The organism is Rhodovulum sp. DZ06 (assembly GCF_050586345.1).
In the GTDB taxonomy this organism is placed as follows: Bacteria; Pseudomonadota; Alphaproteobacteria; order Rhodobacterales; family Rhodobacteraceae; genus JBOCEF01.
The window spans coordinates 1-15,455 of sequence record NZ_JBOCEF010000031.1; the positions used below are offsets into that span (position 1 = coordinate 1).

The following is a 15,455-nucleotide window of genomic DNA, read 5'->3' on the forward strand; positions in this document are numbered from 1 at the left end:
GTTGGGTGTTTGGTTTTTTTTTCTTTTTTTTTTCGTCCTGGGTTAGTTGTTTCCTCCCCCCCCCCCCCCCCCCCCCCCCCTGCCCTCAGGCCTCGCGCTCGGCCTCCGGCTTGACCAGCTCGGGGGCGTCCTCGATCCCGGCGCGGCCGCGGCCCGACAGCGACGGGTGCTTCATGAAGAAGGCATGGGCGCTGAACGACTCCTCGTCCTGCGGGACCTCCGCGCGGATCCAGACGCCGTCGGGCTGGAGCACCCAGCTCTGCGCCTCGTCGCGGAAATTGGCCGCCATCACCTGGCCCAGGATCTGCCGCTTGACCGTGTCGTTGCGCACCGGGACCAGCGTCTCGACCCGCCGGTTGAGGTTCCGCCCCATCCAGTCGGCGGAGGAGATCCAGACCTCGGCCTTCGGGCCCGGCAGCTCGCCGCCATTGCCGAAGCAGACGATGCGCGAATGCTCAAGGAACCGCCCGACGATGGATTTCACCCGGATGTTCTCGGACAGGCCCGGCACCCCGGGGCGCACGCCGCAGATGCCGCGCACGCACAGGTCGATCTTCACCCCGGCCTGCGACGCCTTGTAGAGCGCGTCGACCACCACCGGCTCGATCAGCGAGTTGACCTTGACCCAGACCCGCGCCGGGCGGCCCGCGGCGGCATGGGCGGCCTCGCGCTCGAGCCCTTCGAGCAGCGTGGATTTCAGCGTCTTCGGCGACATCCGCAGGGCCTCGAGCCCCATCGGCTCGGCATAGCCGGTGGTGAAGTTGAAGAGCCGCGCGGCGTCGCGGCCAAGATCCGGGTCGCAGGTGAACAGCGACAGGTCGGTGTAGATGTTGGCCGTGATGGGATGGTAGTTGCCGGTGCCCCAATGGGTGTAGGTCACCAGCTCGCCCCCCTCGCGCCGCACGACCATCGAGCACTTGGCGTGCACCTTCCAGTCGATGAAGCCGTAGACGACCTGCGCGCCCGCGCGCTCCAGCATCCGGGACTGGCGGATATTGGCGGCCTCGTCGAAGCGGGCCTTGAGCTCCACGAGGGCGGTGACCGACTTGCCGTCCTCGGCCGCCTCGCACAGCGCCGAGACGATGGGAGAGTTGGAGGAGGTGCGATAGAGCGTCTGCTTGATCGCCACCACGTCCGGGTCCCGCGCCGCCTGTTCGAGGAACTTCACCACGATGGAAAAGCTCTCGTAGGGGTGGTGCAGCAGCATGTCCTTCTGGCGGATCGCGCTGAAGATGTCGCCGCCATGGTCCTTCACCCGCTCGGGCATCCGCGGGGTGTAGGGGGTGAACAGGAATTCGGGGCGGTCCTTGATCACCAGCTCCGACAGGTCCTTGATGCCGACGAGGCCGTCGACCTCGATCACCTCGTCGCGCTGCACGTGCAGCTCGTCCGCGATCATTTCCTTGAGGTCCCGCGGCGCGCCCGCGGCGATGGTCAGGCGGATCACCTCGCCGCGGCGGCGGCGCTTCAGGGCGATCTCGAATTCCCGCACCAGGTCCTCGGCCTCTTCCTCGACCTCCAGATCGCTGTCGCGCAGCACCCGGAAGGCGGCGTGGCCGACCATGCGGTAGCCGGGGAACAGGGCCGAGAGGAACACCTGCAGCAGCTCCTCGAGCGGCAGGAAGCGCAGCACGTCGGGGCGGCCCCCTTCCACCTGCACGAAGCGTTTCACCTGCGCGGGCACCGGCAGCAGCGCCTCGAGCGGTTCGTCATCCATCTCCCGGCGCAGCTGCAGCGCCAGGGCGAAGCCCATGTTGGGGATGAAGGGGAACGGGTGCGCCGGGTCGATGGCCAGCGGCGTCAGCACCGGGAACACCTGGTCGAGGAAGTAGCGCTCCAGCCGCGCGATGTCGGCCTGGGTCAGGTCCTTGCGGTCGATGACCTGGATCCGCTCCTCGGCCATCTCGCCCCTCAGGGACCGCCAGGCCTCCTGCTGGCTGGCCATCAGGGCGCGGGCGTCCTCGTCGATCTTCTCGAGCTGCTGCGCCGGCGTCATGCCGTCGGCGGAGGCCGTCTCCACCCCCGCCCGGCGCAGGCCGCGCAGGCCCGCGACGCGCACGGTGTAGAACTCGTCGAGGTTCGAGCCCGAGATCGACAGGAACCGCAGCCGCTCCAGCAGCGGGTGGTCGCGGTTCGTCGCCTCTTCCAGGACGCGCCAGTTGAAGGCGAGCCAGGACAGCTCGCGGTTGAAGAAGCGCTCGGGCCCCGAATGGTCGAATTCGGGGGCCGGGTGGGCGGAGGCGGGACCGCAGGCGTGGTGGAGGAAATCTGCTCGCATGGCGGGGTGTTACTTCATTCCTGTGACGGTTTCGTCGCGCTCGGCGGCCGGGTCGGACAAAACCTCGCGCACCAGCGCGGCCGAGACCTTGCGGCGCGAGGCGAGGGCGGCGGCGTCGATGCGGGCCACCGCGCGTTCCAGCGCCGCGAGGTCGGCGCCGGCGAGTTCGGCCAGCGCCAGCACCGCGGCGGGGGGCGCCGACAATTGCCGGTCGGCGAAGAGCTTGAGCGAGGCCCAGCGGATCAGCGCCTCGTCCGGGCGCTCGAGCCGCGCGAGCGGCATGGCGGCGAGGCGCGAGGCGAGGTCGGGCAGCCTGGCGCCCCAGCGCGCCGGCGCCTCGCGCGCGGCCAGAAGCAGCGCGCCGCCCTCCTGCTCCATCAGGTTGTAGAGGTGGAAGAGGGCCGTTTCAGCCTCCGGCCCCTCGGCCACGACCGCGTCGGCGTCGTCCACCGCCACCGCGCCGATGGAGGCGAGCGCCGGAAGGTCGGCGGCCGCGAGGTCGCGCCCGCGCAGCCGCGCCGCCCCGGTCTCGGAGGCCCAGATCTCCAGCAGATGCGACTTGCCCGACCCGGGCGGGCCGCTCAGCGCCATGCGCAGCCGGGGCCATTCGCGCCAGTTGTCGACGACCTCCAGCGCGTCCTCGTTGCACGAAGACACCTGGAAGCTGTCGCGCCCGCGCGCGGCCCCGAGATGGAGCGGGATGGGGATCTGGGACGCGCCCCTCATGCGCCGAACCTGCGGTCCGAGGGCGGCGGCGGCGCGTCGCGGTCGACCGGGCCGCCATCCGCGTCGTCCTCGGGCGCGGAATACCCGCGATAGAGCCGCCCGGAGGTGTACTGATCCAGCGCGAAGCGCCCCAGCACGCCGATGCAGGCCGCGGCCGGGACGGCGATCAGCAGGCCGGTGAAGCCCAGCAGCGCCCCGAAGGCCGAGAGCGCGAACATCAGCGCCACCGGGTGCAGGCCCACGGATCCGCCCACCAGTTTGGGCGTCAGGTAATTGCCCTCCGCCACCTGGCCGATGCCGAAGACCACCGCCACCGCGGCGATCATCCCCCATTCGCCCCAGAACTGCGCGATGGCGAGGCCGATCGAGGCGGCCCCGCCCATCAGCGCGCCGACGAAGGGGATGAAGGACAGCAAGCCCGCGAAAAGGCCGACCAGCAGCCCGAAATCCAGCCCGATCAGCATCAGCGCCGCGGCGTAGAACAGCCCGAGGATGGCGCAGACCGACAGCTGTCCGCGCACGAAGCCCGCCAGCACGCTGTCGATGTCCCGCGCCAGCTTGCGCACCACAGGCAGGTGGTCGCGCGGCGCCCACTGGTCCACCCGCGCGACCAGGTGGTCCCAGTCCAGCAGCAGGTAGAACGCCACCACCGGCGTGATCACCAGCAGCGACAGGAAGTCGATGATCGCGAGGCCGCTCGACCACGCCCGCTCCAGCAGGGTCGAGGACCACTGCGAGATGTTCTCCTTGATCGCCTGGGCGGCGGTGTCGAAGGCGCTGCCCTCCTCGAACAGGTGCGGATACCGCTCGAACACGAATTCCCGCACCGCCTGCGCATAGCCCGGCAGCGCCTCGATCAGGTCGCGCAGCTGGGCGAAGGCCTCGGGCACGATCATGATCAGCAGCGCCGAGACGCCGCCGAAGGCGACGGTGGAGATGATGACGGTGGCGAGCGCGCGGCTCAGCCCCTTCGCCTCCAGCCGGTCGGCCAGCGGGTCGAGGAAATAGGCCATCGCCGCCCCGGCCAGGAACGGGGTCAGCACGTTGGAGAACACCCACAGGAAGGCGATGAACACGGCGAAGCCCACGCTCCACCACCGCACCTGTTCGCCCACGCTCATGGTCATGTTCAACCGCTCCGTCCTGGAAAACCCGTATGCGCCAATGCAGGGCCGCGCCGCGGACGGCGGTCCGGGGCGGGCCTGTTCACAGGTGGCCCAAGCCGCGCCGCGATGCAAGCGCGCGCAGCGGGCGCGGGGCGCTTGACCGCGCCCCCGGCGCCCCCCATGCTAGGCGCGTTCCCTTTTCGAACCGACAAGCGCCCCGCAGCGGGCGCGCCCCCCCGGGAGGCCCCCATGTACAAAGTCTACGGAAGCCCGCTGAACCGCACCGCCCGCGTGCTGTGGATGCTCGAGGAGCTCGGGCAGGATTACGAGATCATCCCCTGCGGTCCGCATTCGGAGGAGATCTACCGCCACAACCCGCTGGGCAAGAACCCGGCGCTGGGCGACGGCGACGTCTCGGTCGCCGACAGCAGCGCGATCCTGCACTACCTCGCCGACAAGCACGGCGCGCTGACCTTCCCCGCCGGCAGCCCCGAGCGCGCGGCGCAGGATCGGGCGACGTTCTTCCTGCTCGACGACATCGAGGGCGCGCTCTGGACCGATTTCAAGAACCGCATGGTGCTGCCCGAGGACCAGCGCATCCCCGCGATCCTGCCCCAGTGCGAGGCGCAGGCGATGCGCGCGGTGGCGGCGCTTGAGAAGCTGCTGGGCGAGGGCCCGTACCTGATGGGAGCGACCTTCACCGTCCCGGACATCATCGCCGGGCACCTGGCGAACTGGATGGAGTACGGCTGCAAGTACGAGATCCCGGCGGGCAAGGCGAAGGACTATTTCGACCGCGTGCGCGCCCGCCCGGCGCTGGGCGCGGCGATGGCGAAGGGCAAGGCGGCCGCCAAGGCCGCCAAGGACGCCGCCGCGGGCTGAGACGAAATCGCGACGGGCGCGCCGCGCCGGGACGTGTAGAAGGAAGCGGGTTCGACCCGCTTCCTTTTTTCATGCCCGGAGTTTTTTCCCATGACGCCCGCCCTTCGCCGCGCCCTCGTCTTTCCCTTCATCCTGTCGCTGGGCCTGATGGCCGGGTTCTTCTTCGCCTGGAGCTTCTCGGGCGCCAACGGCCTCGCCCGCGTGCCGGCGGCGGTCTATGTCGAGGCGATGCAGGCGATCAACGAGGCGGTCCGCAACGCCTGGTTCGGCGCCGCCTTCTTCGGCGCGATCCCCCTCGGGGCGCTGGCCGTGGCGGCGGGCGGCCGCGCGGCCCGGCCCTGGCTGGCGGCGGCGCTGGCGCTTTACCTCGGGGCCTTCGCGGTGACGGCGCTGGGCAACGTGCCGATGAACCGGGAGATGGCCCTCTGGGACCCCGCCGCGCCGCCGGTGGACGTCGCCGCGTTCCTCGCGCGCTGGACCTGGCTCAACCACCTGCGGCTCGGCCTGTCGCTGGCGGGCTTCGCGCTGGCGCTGCCCGCGCTGTGGCGGCAGGAGGCGGGGCGCTGATGCGAGCCCTCGCCTCGGGCCCCTTGCGTCCGGCCCTTTCGCGCCCGGCCGCGCCGCGCTAGACGGGACCGGAGAGGGTTTTCGAAAGGGGCGAGGATGACGAGCGGCGCATCGGCGGCGGGACCGGAGGCGGCATGGGACGCCGCCGCTTCGCTGGTCCCCGATTGCAGCGCCTGCGCGGCGCTGTGCTGCGTGGCGCTGGCCTTCGACAAGGGCGAACGCTTCGGCTTCGACAAGCCAGCGGGAACGCCCTGCCCCAACCTCTCACGCCACCTTTGCTCCATTCACGAACGCCTTGAGCATGAGGGGTTTTCCGGCTGCGCCGCTTACGGGTGCGGCGGCGCCGGGCAGCGCGTGGTCCAGGAGCTGTTCGCCGGAACATCCTGGCGCGACGACCCCGCGCTCCTCGCCCCCATGATCGACGCTTTCGCGGGGATGCGCGCGGTGCAGGCGCGGGTGGAGCTGTTGGTCGCCGCCGCCCGGCTGCCGCTCTTGGAGGCCGAGGAGGCGGCGCGGCGCCACGCCCTCGCCGCCCTCGCCCCCGGCGCGCTGCCCGGGGTGGACGGCTTCGGGGTGTCGGACCTGGCGCGGGAGATCGACGGCTTCATCCGCTCCCTGCGCCATCACGCCGAGGGCAAATGAAAAGGGCCGCCCCGGTCGGGGGCGGCCCTTCACGCTTCAAGGATCGCGGGGTCAGACCAGCTCGGCCGCCCGGGCCGCGGCGGCTTCGAGCTTGGCGCACTCGGCCTCGGCGGCGGCGAGACGCTCGCGGTTCTCCTCCACCACCTCTTCCGGGGCCTTGGCGAGGAACTTCTCGTTCGAGAGCTTGCCCTTCAGCCCGCCGATCTCCTTCTTCAGCTTGGCCACGGCCTTGTCGAGGCGCGCCTTCTCGGCCGCCCCGTCGATGACCCCGGCCAGCGGCAGGCACAGCGTGGCCCCCGCCACCGACAGCGCGGCCGAGCCCCTGGGCGCGGCGTCCGCGCGCTGGATCTCCTCGACCCGCGCCAGGCGCTGGATCAGCGGCAGGTCCTGCGCGAGGCGCGCCTCGGCGGCCGCATCCGCCTCGACCGCGACCAGCGGCAGCTTGGCCCCCGCGGGCACGTTCATCTCGGCGCGGACCGAGCGGATCTCCTCGATCAGCTTGATGGTCCAGGCGGTGGCGGCGTCGGCCTCCGCATCCGCCAGTTCCGCCCCATAGGTCGGCCAGGCGGTGTGGATCAGCGGCGCGTCGCGCTCGGCGATCTGGTCCCAGAGCGCCTCGGTCACGAAGGGCATGATCGGGTGCAGCAGCACCAGGCACTGGTCGATGGCCCATGCAAGCGTGGCCCGGGTCTCGGCCTTGGCCGCCTCGTCCTCGCCCATCAGTAGCGGCTTGGCGAATTCCACGTACCAGTCGCAGACCACGCCCCAGACATGGGCGTAAAGCCCGTTGGCGGCGTCGTTATAGCGATACGCGGTCAGCGCCTCGTCCAGCGCGACGCGGGCGCGGGCGGTTTCGCCCACGATCCAGCGGTTGAGCGGCAGCTTCACCGAGGCGGGGTCGAAGCCCGGAACCGGCTTGGCTTCGTTCATCTCCGCGAAGCGGGCGGCGTTCCAGATCTTGGTGACGAAGTTGCGGTAGCCCGCGACGCGGCTCACGGCCAGCTTGATGTCCCGCCCCATGGCGGCCATCGAGGTCAGCGTGAAGCGCACGGCATCCGCGCCGTATTCGTCGATCAGGTCCAGCGGGTCGATGACGTTGCCCACGGACTTCGACATCTTCTTGCCCTTCTCGTCGCGGACGAGGGCGTGGACATAGACCGTGTGGAAGGGCGGGATCGGCTTGCCCGCGTCGTCCTTCATGAAGTGCATGCCCATCATCATCATCCGGGCGACCCAGAAGAAGATGATGTCGAAGCCGGTGATCAGCACGTCGGTCTGGTAGAACCGCTCCAGCTCCGAGGTCTTCTCGGGCCAGCCCAGGGTGCCGAAGGGCCAGAGGCCGGAGGAGAACCAGGTGTCGAGCACGTCGGGGTCGCGGGTCAGCTCGACCTTCTCGCCGAAATGCGCCTCGGCGGCGGCCAGCGCCTCTTCCTCGGAGGCCTCGCAGAACGGGGTGCCGTCGGGCGCATACCAGACCGGGATCTGGTGACCCCACCACAGCTGGCGCGACACGCACCAGGGCTCGATGTTTTCAAGCCACTGGAAGTAGGTCTTCTCCCAGTTCTTCGGCGCGAAGACGGTCTCGCCCGAGCGCACGGCCTCGAGCGCCGGCTGCGCCAGCGTCTTGGCGTCGACGAACCACTGGTCGGTCAGCCAGGGCTCGATCACGACCTTCGAGCGGTCGCCATGCGGAACCATGTGCTTCTCGGCGTCGATGCCGTCGAGCCAGCCCTGCTCCTCGGCCAGCGCGATCACCTGCTTGCGGGCGGCGTGACGGTCCATGCCGTGCAGCGCCATCGCGTCGGGGGTCGGATCGCAGCCCTCGAGGAAGTCGACATTCGAGCCGAGCAACATGTGCGCCTTGCTGTCCATCACGTTGATGACGCGCAGGCCCGTGCGCTTGCCGACCTCGAAGTCGTTGAAATCATGGGCGGGCGTGATCTTCACCGCGCCGGTGCCCTTGGTCGGGTCGGCGTAGTCGTCCGCCACGATGGGGATGCGGCGGCCGACCAGCGGCAGCACGACGTCCTTGCCCACGAGGTCCTTGTAGCGCGGATCCTCGGGGTTCACCGCGACGCCGGTATCGCCCAGCATCGTCTCGGGGCGGGTGGTGGCGACGACGAGGTAGTCGCGCTCCTCCCACGCGGTCGGGGCGCCGTCTTCCTCGGTCCAGTTGCGGGTGACGGCCTCCTCGCCCTCGCCCTCGGTGACGATCGGGTGCTTGTAGGTGACCCCGTCGGCTAGGGTGTAGCGGAAGCGCCAGAGGTTGCCGTTCTGCTCGACCTGCTCGACCTCGAGATCGGAGATCGCCGTCTCGAAATGCGGATCCCAGTTCACCAGCCGCTTGTCACGGTAGATGAGCCCGTCCTTGTAAAGCCCCACGAACACTTTCAAAACGGCGTCGTGGAAATTGCCGCCCTCGCCCTTGGGCGCGCCCGGGGCGCCGGACATGGTGAAGGCGTTGCGCGACCAGTCGCAGGAGGCGCCGAGGCGCTTCAGCTGGTTCATGATCGTGTCGCCGGATTCCTGCTTCCACTCCCACACCTTGGCGGTGAAGGCGTCGCGGCCCATCTCGCGGCGGGACGGCTGGCCCTCGGCGGCCAGCTTGCGCTCGACCACCATCTGGGTGGCGATGCCCGCATGGTCCTGCCCCGGCTGCCAGAGGGTGTCGAAGCCCTGCATCCGTTTCCAGCGCACCAGGATGTCCTGGAGCGTGTTGTTGAGCGCGTGGCCCATGTGCAGGGAGCCCGTGACATTGGGCGGCGGGATCACGATGCAGAAGCTCTCGGCGCCCGGTTTCGCGCCGGCGCCGGCCTTGAAACGGCCCTCGGATTCCCAGCGCTGGTAGATGTCCCGCTCCGAGGCGAGGTCGAAGCTCTTGTCCATGCTCATGGTTCGTCCCGCATCCCATGCATTCCTGTTCTGCCGCGGGGTTTACCCCTCTGCGCGGTCCGGGGAAAGGGGGCGAGGGGCCGCGAGGGGTCAGAACAGGGCGCGAAGGGCGAATTCCAGCGCCGCGAGCAGCGCGAAGGGGGTGCAGAGCCAGAGCGCGAGCAGCCCCGCGGCGGCGGGCGTGACGCGCGGGGCGGGGATCAGGTGGCCGAGGACGGGTTTCATGGCGCCATGCTCCGCCGCCCGCGGTTAGCGCGAGGTTAACCCGGGGCGGGTCTGCTGGCGCTCATGAAAATCACCTGGCGTCCCGGCGCCGCGGCCCCGGGCGGGGCGGCGCTGCAGCAGCACCCGGCCTATGCCGCCGCCCTCGCCGCGCTGGGGCGCGAGGCGCGCGTGGCCCTGTTCCCCTCGGGCGCGCGGGCGCTGACCCTCCAGCGGCCCCTGGGGCGGCTGGGGGGCGCGGCGCTGACCTCCCGCGCGGACATCGCCGCCGAGGAGATGGCGGCGCTGCACCGCGCCCTGCCCTTCGGGCCGCTCCGGGCGCTGATCGCGACGCCCGACACGGCGCAGGAGCTCGGGGCCGCGGGATTCGCCCCCGTGCGCACGCCGCTGCACCTGGCGGAGCTGGACCTGGCGCGGCCTGAGCTCCTCCGCCGCGCCGCCGCCGCGCAGAAATGGCGCAACCGGCTGCGCAAGGCCGAGGCCGAGCCGCTGAAGATCCGCCGCCGCGCCCTGCCCCCGGACCCCGCCCACCCGGCGCTGATCGAGGAGGCGCTGCAGCGCCGCGCCCGCGGCTACAAGGGCTTGCCGCCCCGCTTCGCCGCCGCTTTCGCCAGCGCCAACCCGGGCGGCGCGATGCTGTTCGAGGCGCTGCACAGGGGCGCGCCCGTCGCCCACATGCTGTTCCTGCTGCACGCGCCGGGCGCCACCTGGTTCCTCGGCTGGTCGGGGCCGGAGGGGCGGGCGCGCAACGCCCATAACCTGCTGCTCTGGCGCGCGGCGGAGTGGCTGGCGGACCAGGGCTGCACCACGCTCGACCTCGGGCCGGTGGACACCGAAACGCACCCCGACCTCGCGCGGTTCAAGCTCGGCTCGGGCGCCGCGCCGCGCCCGCTCGGGGCGACCTGGATCCGCGCCCCCGGCTCCGCCCTCTTCGCGCCGCGCGCTCACCAGCGCCGGTCGACCTTGGTGGCGAGCTGAACCAGCGTCTCCATCCCCACGACGCCCTCGATCAGCCCGATGCGGTCGAGCGCATCGTCGAGAAGCTGCGTGTCCGGCGCGCCGATCTGCGCGGCGAGGTCGAAGCGGCCGGAGGTGGTGTGCAGGCTCTCGAGCTCCGCGATCCGTTGCAGCGCGGCGGCGACGGCGGCGGTGCGGCGCGGCTCCACCTGGATCAGCACGTAGGCGCGGATCATCGCGCCCGGGCCGATCGCGGTCTTCACGGTGTAGCCCCGGATCACGCCCGCCGTCTCCAGCCGGTCGATTCGCGCCTGCACCGTGGTGCGCGCGACGCCGAGCTTGCGGGCCAGCTCGGTCGCCGGCATCCGGGCGTTGCGCGCCAGCGCGGCGAGCAGCGCGCGGTCGGTATCATCAAGGGTGACGGCCATGGGCCCCGGCTCCGATCTGACAAAAAGACGATGCTTTGGGCATATTGTCATATCAACGCATCAGTCCGCCACTTTCATTCGAACGGTATCGCCTTCATATACTCCCCAGCGCCACGGGGCGTCCGCGCCCCGCCCCTTCCCTCCCGACGACCCCGAGAGTTGATCATCCCCGAGACGCCGCCCCGAACCCCGGGCGCGCGCATCCCCCTTGCACCCCCAGGATCGGAGCCCTCGACGCGCCATGTCCATCACCGCCCCCGTCTGGACCTGCCCCCAGGCCTTCATCGCCGCTGAAACCCCCGACGAGCCCGCGTTCCTCTACGCCCCGTCCGCGGCGACGGCGACGGCGGAACGGTTCCTGGACGGCTTCCCGGGGCTGGTGACCTACGCTGTGAAATCGAACCCCGCGCCGCAGGTGCTGCTGGCGCTGATCGGCGCGGGCCTGCGCGGCTTCGACGTCGCCTCCCCGGCCGAGATCGAGATGATCCGCCGCCTCTGCCCCGAGGCGGCTCTGCACTATCACAACCCGATCAAGTCGCGCGCCGAGCTGGCCTTCGCCGTCGCGCACGGGGTCCGCGCCTATGCCGTCGACAGCGCGGCGGAGCTGGCGAAGATCGCCGAGACCGTGGCCCCCGACGCGGTGGAGGGCGGGGTCGAGCTGTCGATCCGCTTCCGCCTGCCGGTGAAGGGCGGGGTCTATGATTTCGGCGCCAAGTTCGGCGCCTCGGAAGACAAGGCCGCCGAGCTGCTGGCCGAAGCCGCGCGGCGCGGCTACGTCCCGTCGCTCTCCTTCCATCCGGGCACGCAGTGCGAGTCCCCCGACGCCTTCGTGCGCTATATCGAGGCCGCGGGCCGGATCGCCGCCGCCGCGGGCGTGACGATCGCCCGCCTCAATGTCGGCGGCGGCTTCCCGGCGCACCGCCAGGCGGCCCCGGCGCCGCTCGAGACCTTCTTCGCCGCGATCGACGAGGCGGCGCAGCGGACCTTCGGCGACGCCCGCCCCGCGCTGGTCTGCGAGCCGGGCCGCGCGATGGTCGGCGACTGCATGGCCCTCGTCACCCGCGTGAAGCTGGTGCGCGAGGACGGGGCGGTGTTCCTCAATGACGGCGTCTATGGCGGGCTGGCCGAGGCGCCGGTGCTCGGCTCGGCCACCCGCGCCGAGGTCTTCGACGGCAATGGCGAGCCGCGCCGCGGAGCGCGCCGCGGCCGGGTGGTGTTCGGCCCGACCTGCGACTCGGTCGACCGGCTGCCGGGCGAGCCGCTGCTGCCCGCGGCGATCCGCGAGGGGGATTTCGTGGTGTTCCAGGGCCTCGGCGCCTATGGCGGCGCCACGGTGACCGCCTTCAACGGCTACGGGCCCCGGCGCACCGAGCTGGTGGAATTCCTGGCCGCCTGATCCGCGGCGCGGGGGGCGATGGACGCAGAAGGGGCGCCTCCCGGCCGGGAGGCGCCCCTCTTTCTTCGCGCCCGGTGGAAGGGGCCCGGCGGAAGGCGGGCTCAGCGCCCGGCCATCGCCTCCTGCACCGCGCGCTCGACCTCGCGCTGCACCAGCGCGCGGATATTGGCCGAGATGCGGGCCCCGAGCTCGCCGCTCAGGTCGCGGCGCAGCTGCTCGGTGACGATGGTCTCCAGCTCCTCGCGCGACATGGTGGCGAGATCGCCAAGCCCCGCCGGGGCCGCGGGCTCGGCGGCGATGGAGAACTCGGGCTCCGGCTCCGGCTGCGGCTCGGCCAGCCTTTCGGGCGCGGGGGGCGGGGTGAAGGCCTGGTTCGGCTCCGGCGCCCAGGCGGGCTCGGGCGCGGTTTCGGGGATCGCCTCCTGCTCCGCCATCGGCTCGGGCGCGGCGGCGGGCGCCTCCTCGTCCACCCGGTCCGACGGGCGCAGGCGCAGGGTCGGCGCGGGCGCCTCCTCCGGCTCCGGCTCCCGCCCGAAGGCGGCGCGCAGGTCGCGGGCCTGGTCGGGGTCGGGCGCGGCCGGCGTCTCGCGCGCCGTGTCGACGCGCCGGGTCAGCACCAGCGGCGCGGGGTCGTCGCTGTCGATATCCGAGGAATTGACCCGCATGGTCGGGGTCAGCACCAGCGCGGGGCGCGGCTCGGCGGCCCCGCCCCGGGACGCGGGCGCGGCCGGCTGCGCGGTGGGTTCGCCGCCGTTCTCCTCGTTCACGATCCGCCGGATCGCGGAGAGGATGTCCGTCTCGTCATTCGGGCGATCGCCGCCGGTCTGGGTCATGGTCTCGGTCTCCTTCGCGGCGCCGCCCCGGGGGGGAACCATGCGCGCCGCCTTACGCTGGGACGCGGGGGGAGGGGTGGGCCTCAGGGACGCATGTCGAACAGCGACCACTCGCCTTCCGGCTCGGCGCTGGCGTCCTGCGCCCATTCATACGGGTTCTCATCCACGCCCGCCATGTAGGATTCGGGGTCGAAGCCCGGGACGTTGAGGCCGAGGTGCCGCACCGTCAGCTTGCCGATGGCCGAGAGCAGCGTGTAGGCGGCCACGTATTCATCCCGGCGCGAGCGCACGAGATCGACGCGGGCCGAGAGCAGCTCCGCCTCGGCGTCGAGCACGTCGAGCGTGGTGCGCGCCCCGAGGGTCGCTTCCTCGCGCACGCCGTCGAAGGCGATCTGCGCGGCGCGGATCTGCTGGTTGGCGGCCCGGATCGAGGCGCGCGCGACATCGAGCTGCGCCCAGCTGAGCGCGGTCTGCTGGCGGATCGACCGGGCGGCCGCGTGGATGTTCGCGGTGCTGGCGGCGAGGGCGGCCTGCGCCTCGCGCACGCCGCTGGCCACCGCGCCGCCGGTCCAGAGCGGGACCGTGGTGGTCAGGGTGACCGAGGCGGAGTTGCTCTCGCCCGCGGTGGAGCCGCCGCCGAGCAGCCCGCTGTTGGAATAGCGGACGCGGCCCTCGAGCTCGACCGAGGGCAGCCCGGCGCCGACGGCGGATTTGACCGCGTATTCCGCCGCCCGGGCCTGGGCGCGGGTGCGGATCATCACCGGGTGCTCGGCCAGCGCCAGCGCGATGGCGGCGTCCAGCGTCTCGGGCAGCGGCGGGATCGGCGGCGGATTGGTCAGCCCGTCGGGCAGCTCGCCCACCACCGCCAGGTAAGCCTGGCGCGACGCGGCCAGCGCGCCGACCGCGTTGGCGAGGTTCGAGCGCGCGGCGGCGAGGCGGGCCTCGGCCTGGCTGACATCGGTGCGGGTCACCTCGCCGACCTCGAAACGGTCGCGCGCGGCGCGGACCTGTTCGTTGATCACGCGCACGTTGTTGCGCGCCAGCTGGACCGAGGAGATGTCGCGGCGCACGTCTTCATAGGCGGTGACGGCGTCGAGCAGGATCGCCTGCTCGGTCTCGCCCAGCGAGGCGCGGGCGGCGTCGACGCCCTGCTCGGCCCCGGCGATGCCGTAGCGGACCTGGCCGCCGGAATAGATCGGCAGCCGGCCGATGAGGCCGAGCTCGGCCGAGGCGCCGTTGAGCCGGTTCGAGAGGGCCATGCCGCGACCCTGGTTCACGCCGCCGGCGGTGGAGGCGCCGAGCTCGAGGCTGCCGCTGATGGTCCCGAGACCGGCGGCCCGTTCCTGGACCACGCCTTCATCGGCCTGGCGCAGGGCCGCGCGGGACGATGCCATGGCGGGGTGGTTGGTGACCGCCTTGGCCATGGCGTCGGCGAGGGTTTCGGCCCCGGCGGCCTGGCACGCCAGCGCCGCGACGCCGGAGAGGAGCAGGCGCGCCCCGAGTTGAGCCTTGTTCATCTGGTCGCCCTCGTTGGGTTTTCTTGTCCGTTCCGGCGCGACCCTACCCGAGCGGCGCGGGCCGCGCCAAGCGTGAAGGCGGATTTCGCCGGGTCAAGCGGGCCCCGCGCCCGGTTCATGTGGCCATGCCGCCGCGCGCGGGCAAGGCGCGGCGGCGCCGCGCCGCGGGGGCGCGGACCGCTTTGGGGTCATGACTCGGGGACATGAAAAGGCCCCCGGCCGCGCGCGGCGGACGGGGGCCCTTGCATCGGTCCTGCGCCGCGGGGGCGCGGGCGCGGATCAGAAGACGAACTCGGCCTTCTTCCGGAACCCGTCGAGCACCGGCGCGGTGGCGTCGAAGGCGCGGCGGCGGGCCAGCCCGCCGGGGCCGCGGGTCCAGACGCAGACCCGGCCGACGCCGTCGGACATGTCCACGGCGACCATGCGGCCGCCCTCGCGCAGCTGGTCGGCGATGGCGGCGGGAACCGTCTCGAGCCCGCCATTGATGAAGATCACGTTGTAGGGGGCCTGCTCCGGCGCGCCCTCGGCGAGGGGCCGGTTCTCGACCATCGCGGTGTCGGCCTCGATGTCCGACAGGGTCTGGGCGGCGTGGCGCGCCAGGCCCTCGTCGCTCTCGACCGCGACCACGGCGGCGGCGAGGCGGGCGAGCACGGCCGAGGAGTAGCCGAGGCCGCAGGCGATATCGAGGACGAGGTCGTCCGGGCCGATATCGGCGGCGTCGAGCATCTTTGCGAAGACCCGCGGGTCGAGCAGCGTGCGGCCGCCGCCGATCGCGAGGTCGCCGCCGGCATGGCAGACCGGGCGCAGCGCGGCGGGCACGAAGCGTTCGCGCGGGACCGAGAGCATGGCCTGGATGATGGGGAAGCTGGTCACGTCGGACGGGCGGACCTGGCAGTCAACCATGGCGATGCGGGCGGCTTCGTAGTCGATCATCGGCGGGGCTCCGGCGTACGGTCTGGCGAATGTCGGCTTCCTGCCACAGGCGGCGGGCGCAGGCAATGCGACGCTT

The 15,455-nt window shown here is 72.0% G+C and carries 14 protein-coding genes; 5 read left to right on the top strand and 9 right to left on the bottom strand.

Annotated features, from left to right (window positions below):
• Positions 1-85 precede the first annotated feature (85 nt).
• The 3 genes from ACQ5SO_RS13750 to ACQ5SO_RS13760 are packed head-to-tail and all read right to left on the bottom strand — an operon-like array spanning position 86 to position 4,131.
• Positions 86-2,278 (bottom strand): RNA degradosome polyphosphate kinase, encoded by a 2,193-nt coding sequence (locus ACQ5SO_RS13750; protein WP_430942186.1) that lies wholly within the window; start codon positions 2,276-2,278, stop codon positions 86-88.
• A 9-nt stretch (positions 2,279-2,287) separates the two neighbouring features.
• Entirely contained in the window at positions 2,288-3,004 is a 717-nt protein-coding gene (locus ACQ5SO_RS13755; protein ID WP_430942187.1) for a chromosomal replication initiator DnaA, read from the bottom strand.
• Positions 3,001-4,131, bottom strand: coding sequence for an AI-2E family transporter (locus ACQ5SO_RS13760; protein WP_430942188.1), 1,131 nt, complete (start codon positions 4,129-4,131; stop codon positions 3,001-3,003). The genes ACQ5SO_RS13755 and ACQ5SO_RS13760 overlap by 4 nt, the downstream gene beginning before the upstream one ends.
• Positions 4,132-4,359: 228 nt before the next feature.
• Between ACQ5SO_RS13760 and ACQ5SO_RS13765 the strand changes: the two genes are divergently transcribed.
• From ACQ5SO_RS13765 to ACQ5SO_RS13775, 3 genes are all read left to right on the top strand, one after another.
• Positions 4,360-4,992: a glutathione S-transferase family protein gene (locus tag ACQ5SO_RS13765; RefSeq protein ID WP_430942189.1), complete on the top strand. Its 633-nt coding sequence runs from the start codon at positions 4,360-4,362 to the stop codon at positions 4,990-4,992.
• Between the two features lie 90 nt (positions 4,993-5,082).
• Positions 5,083-5,559 (top strand): anthrone oxygenase family protein, encoded by a 477-nt coding sequence (locus ACQ5SO_RS13770; protein ID WP_430942190.1) that lies wholly within the window; start codon positions 5,083-5,085, stop codon positions 5,557-5,559.
• A 96-nt stretch (positions 5,560-5,655) separates the two neighbouring features.
• On the top strand, positions 5,656-6,201 hold the full coding sequence (locus ACQ5SO_RS13775) for a hypothetical protein (protein ID WP_430942191.1): 546 nt from the start codon (positions 5,656-5,658) through the stop codon (positions 6,199-6,201).
• Positions 6,202-6,252: 51 nt separating this feature from the next.
• On the opposite strand, the gene ACQ5SO_RS13780 is transcribed toward ACQ5SO_RS13775, so the two are convergent.
• Both ACQ5SO_RS13780 and ACQ5SO_RS13785 read right to left on the bottom strand, forming a co-directional pair.
• On the bottom strand, positions 6,253-9,093 hold the full coding sequence (locus tag ACQ5SO_RS13780; RefSeq protein WP_430942192.1) for a valine--tRNA ligase: 2,841 nt from the start codon (positions 9,091-9,093) through the stop codon (positions 6,253-6,255).
• Between the two features lie 90 nt (positions 9,094-9,183).
• On the bottom strand, positions 9,184-9,318 hold the full coding sequence (locus ACQ5SO_RS13785; RefSeq protein ID WP_430942193.1) for a hypothetical protein: 135 nt from the start codon (positions 9,316-9,318) through the stop codon (positions 9,184-9,186).
• Between the two features lie 63 nt (positions 9,319-9,381).
• On the opposite strand from ACQ5SO_RS13785, the gene ACQ5SO_RS13790 reads away from it, so the two are divergent.
• Positions 9,382-10,293: a GNAT family N-acetyltransferase gene (locus ACQ5SO_RS13790; protein WP_430942194.1), complete on the top strand. Its 912-nt coding sequence runs from the start codon at positions 9,382-9,384 to the stop codon at positions 10,291-10,293.
• Here ACQ5SO_RS13790 and ACQ5SO_RS13795 read toward each other — a convergent pair.
• Positions 10,260-10,700 (bottom strand): Lrp/AsnC family transcriptional regulator, encoded by a 441-nt coding sequence (locus tag ACQ5SO_RS13795; protein WP_430942195.1) that lies wholly within the window; start codon positions 10,698-10,700, stop codon positions 10,260-10,262. The two genes, ACQ5SO_RS13790 and ACQ5SO_RS13795, sit on opposite strands and share 34 nt — an antisense overlap.
• Before the next feature lie 241 nt (positions 10,701-10,941).
• On the opposite strand from ACQ5SO_RS13795, the gene ACQ5SO_RS13800 reads away from it, so the two are divergent.
• Positions 10,942-12,096: a type III PLP-dependent enzyme gene (locus ACQ5SO_RS13800; RefSeq protein ID WP_430942196.1), complete on the top strand. Its 1,155-nt coding sequence runs from the start codon at positions 10,942-10,944 to the stop codon at positions 12,094-12,096.
• 101 nt (positions 12,097-12,197) lie between these two features.
• Here the strand turns inward: ACQ5SO_RS13800 and ACQ5SO_RS13805 are convergent, their stop codons facing one another.
• The 3 genes from ACQ5SO_RS13805 to ACQ5SO_RS13815 form a co-directional block, all read right to left on the bottom strand.
• On the bottom strand, positions 12,198-12,929 hold the full coding sequence (locus ACQ5SO_RS13805; protein ID WP_430942197.1) for a hypothetical protein: 732 nt from the start codon (positions 12,927-12,929) through the stop codon (positions 12,198-12,200).
• 83 nt (positions 12,930-13,012) lie between these two features.
• Positions 13,013-14,446 (bottom strand): TolC family outer membrane protein, encoded by a 1,434-nt coding sequence (locus ACQ5SO_RS13810; RefSeq protein WP_430942198.1) that lies wholly within the window; start codon positions 14,444-14,446, stop codon positions 13,013-13,015.
• 279 nt (positions 14,447-14,725) lie between these two features.
• A complete protein-coding gene (locus ACQ5SO_RS13815) occupies positions 14,726-15,379 on the bottom strand; it encodes a protein-L-isoaspartate O-methyltransferase family protein (RefSeq protein ID WP_430942199.1) in 654 nt (217 codons plus the stop codon).
• Positions 15,380-15,455 lie beyond the last annotated feature (76 nt).

Excerpts from the sequence above, each read along its gene's own strand:
- ACQ5SO_RS13805 (WP_430942197.1), bottom strand. The coding sequence starts at position 12,929 with ATGACCCAGACCGGCGGCGATCGCCCGAATGACGAGACGGACATCCTC.
- ACQ5SO_RS13785 (WP_430942193.1), bottom strand. The coding sequence starts at position 9,318 with ATGAAACCCGTCCTCGGCCACCTGATCCCCGCCCCGCGCGTCACGCCC.
- ACQ5SO_RS13815 (WP_430942199.1), bottom strand. The coding sequence starts at position 15,379 with ATGATCGACTACGAAGCCGCCCGCATCGCCATGGTTGACTGCCAGGTC.
- ACQ5SO_RS13770 (WP_430942190.1), top strand. The coding sequence starts at position 5,083 with ATGACGCCCGCCCTTCGCCGCGCCCTCGTCTTTCCCTTCATCCTGTCG.
- ACQ5SO_RS13775 (WP_430942191.1), top strand. The coding sequence starts at position 5,656 with ATGACGAGCGGCGCATCGGCGGCGGGACCGGAGGCGGCATGGGACGCC.
- ACQ5SO_RS13810 (WP_430942198.1), bottom strand. The coding sequence starts at position 14,446 with ATGAACAAGGCTCAACTCGGGGCGCGCCTGCTCCTCTCCGGCGTCGCG.
- ACQ5SO_RS13760 (WP_430942188.1), bottom strand. The coding sequence starts at position 4,131 with ATGACCATGAGCGTGGGCGAACAGGTGCGGTGGTGGAGCGTGGGCTTC.
- ACQ5SO_RS13795 (WP_430942195.1), bottom strand. The coding sequence starts at position 10,700 with ATGGCCGTCACCCTTGATGATACCGACCGCGCGCTGCTCGCCGCGCTG.
- ACQ5SO_RS13765 (WP_430942189.1), top strand. The coding sequence starts at position 4,360 with ATGTACAAAGTCTACGGAAGCCCGCTGAACCGCACCGCCCGCGTGCTG.
- ACQ5SO_RS13790 (WP_430942194.1), top strand. The coding sequence starts at position 9,382 with ATGAAAATCACCTGGCGTCCCGGCGCCGCGGCCCCGGGCGGGGCGGCG.
- ACQ5SO_RS13780 (WP_430942192.1), bottom strand. The coding sequence starts at position 9,093 with ATGAGCATGGACAAGAGCTTCGACCTCGCCTCGGAGCGGGACATCTAC.
- ACQ5SO_RS13750 (WP_430942186.1), bottom strand. The coding sequence starts at position 2,278 with ATGCGAGCAGATTTCCTCCACCACGCCTGCGGTCCCGCCTCCGCCCAC.
- ACQ5SO_RS13800 (WP_430942196.1), top strand. The coding sequence starts at position 10,942 with ATGTCCATCACCGCCCCCGTCTGGACCTGCCCCCAGGCCTTCATCGCC.
- ACQ5SO_RS13755 (WP_430942187.1), bottom strand. The coding sequence starts at position 3,004 with ATGAGGGGCGCGTCCCAGATCCCCATCCCGCTCCATCTCGGGGCCGCG.